The 245-nt window shown below is 51.4% G+C and carries 1 pseudogene; it reads right to left on the bottom strand.

What is annotated here, in order from left to right:
- Window positions 1–245, bottom strand: a pseudogene (locus HMPREF0693_RS19240) (hypothetical protein); the annotation flags it as partial.

Genomic DNA, 245 nt, shown 5'->3' on the forward strand with positions numbered 1-245 from the left:
CCACTTCATCTGCAGTCAGTGTGTGTTCAACAGTATCGGTTGATCCATCTGGTTTAGTTATAGTGAGTGTCAGTGTGTCACCTGCCGCACTGCCTCCCGGTACAGTCACTTGTGTCTGTACGCCGTCTTTTAGCTCGTCAGCATTTACACCGTCCGCAGCTTCCGGAATGGTCACCACCGGTGTGGTATCCACCGTACCATCACCGTCTGTATCACCCGGAATTTGCGTATCAACCATAAAGTCC

The sequence above is a fragment of the Proteus mirabilis ATCC 29906 genome, from assembly GCF_000160755.1.
Taxonomy (GTDB): domain Bacteria; phylum Pseudomonadota; class Gammaproteobacteria; order Enterobacterales; family Enterobacteriaceae; genus Proteus; species Proteus mirabilis.